Below are 1,627 nucleotides of genomic sequence, written 5' to 3'. Positions count from 1 at the left end.
CGAGGCGGCCATGGCGGCGCTGCGCGACGGCGCCATCGGCTACGGCGAGGCGCTGGGCGACGCCGGACTGCGCGCGCGCATCGCCCGCAGCTATGGCGAGAAATACGGCGTCGAGGTTTCTCATGAGCGCGTCATCGTCACGACCGGCTCCTCGGGCGGCTTTCTTCTCACCTTTCTCGCCGCGTTCGATCCTGGCGCGCGCATCGCCGTCGCCCTGCCCGGCTATCCGGCCTACGCCAATATTCTCGCCGCGCTCGGATTGGAGGCCGTCGGCGTCGACGTCGGTCCCGAAACGCGCTTCGCGCCGACGGCGGCGATGCTGGAGGCCGCGCATCGCGATAAAAAGCTCGACGGCGCACTGTTGATGAGCCCGGCCAATCCCACCGGCGCGATGATCGAGGCGGAGGAATTTGCGCGCATCTGCGCCTTCTGCGACGAGGCGAAAATCGTCCTCGTCTCGGACGAAATCTATCATGGCCTCGAATATGCGGCGCCCGCGCAAAGCGCGCTGCGCCATTCGCGGCGCGCCATTGTCGTCAACTCTTTCTCGAAATATTACGCCATGACCGGCTGGCGGCTCGGCTGGCTCATCGCGCCGCAGGAGTTGATGCGCCCGCTTGAGCGGCTGCAGCAATCGCTCGCGATCTGCGCGCCGACGCTCTCACAAAAAGCGGCGCTCGCCGCCTTCGACGCGAGCGAGGAACTCGAAGCGAACCGCGCCGTCTATGCGCAAAACCGCGCGCTGCTGATCGAGCGCCTGCCCAGAATGGGCCTTGGCGATTTCGCCCCGCCCGACGGCGCCTTTTACATCTACGCCGACGTCTCGCGCTTCACCGACGATTCGACGGCGTTTTGTCGGCGCATGCTGCATGAGGCGGGCGTCGCGGCGACGCCTGGCCTCGATTTCGACCCGCGACGCGGCGCGCGCACATTGCGGCTCTCTTACGCAGGCGCGGCGGCGGATGTCGCGGAAGGAGTCGAACGACTGGAGGCGTGGCTGCTGGGGCGGCGATAATGTCCGCTCGCGAGAACCCCCAAGCCCCTCATCTCACTTCTCCCCGCAAGCGGGGAGAAGAGGCGGCAGGCGTAGCGCTGATGACCCCTCTCCCCGCTTGCGGGGAGAGGTAAGGTGAGGGGCCGGGGCGTTTAGCGCGGCGATAAACGCCCCGCTCGTCGACAGACTCGTTTACCCGCCGAACGGCGTGCGCACGCGCTGCCACCAGCCGCCCTTCTTGGGACGATTGGGATCCGCCTCGGTGATGACGACTTGCGTCGGCTCGCGGGGCGCGGAAGGCGCCGGAGGCGGCGCCGTCTCGGGCGGCGGCGCAGCCGTCTCCACGGCGACGATCGCCGCGCCCGTCGTCTCGGCGGAAATCTCCCCGTTTACAGGCGCGGCGTCGCCATTGACGGGGGCCGGCGGAAACTCCGGCATATGCGCTTCGCGCGGCGAAACGAAGCCTTCGAGTTCGACAACGCCTTCGTCAGCCGGGAAGACCGCGGAGGGGTCGCGAAACTCATCCGGCAGCGGCGCCGACCGGCGCCACCGTCCCGGACCGCGATCTTGGCCACGATCGGCGCCGCGCTCATGCCTGCGGCCGCGCGTCGGGCGCTCGGGGCGGCCTTCGCT

Annotated in this window: 1 protein-coding gene and 1 pseudogene; one reads left to right on the top strand and one right to left on the bottom strand. The window is 68.8% G+C overall.

Annotated elements, in window-relative coordinates; translation table 11 throughout:
* On the top strand, positions 1-1,015 hold a 1,015-nt coding region (locus V3H18_RS16530; RefSeq protein WP_332083177.1), incomplete at its 5' end, for a pyridoxal phosphate-dependent aminotransferase.
* A gap of 171 nt (positions 1,016-1,186) precedes the next feature.
* On the opposite strand, the pseudogene V3H18_RS16525 reads toward V3H18_RS16530, so the two are convergent.
* Positions 1,187-1,627 (bottom strand): annotated as a pseudogene (locus V3H18_RS16525) (ribonuclease E/G); the annotation flags it as partial.

Origin of the sequence: Methylocystis borbori (genome assembly GCF_036576025.1) — a bacterium.
Classification (GTDB): domain Bacteria; phylum Pseudomonadota; class Alphaproteobacteria; order Rhizobiales; family Beijerinckiaceae; genus Methylocystis; species Methylocystis borbori.
The sequence above is the reverse complement of the archived record's forward strand: the minus strand, read 5'-3'. Positions and strand labels throughout refer to the sequence as shown.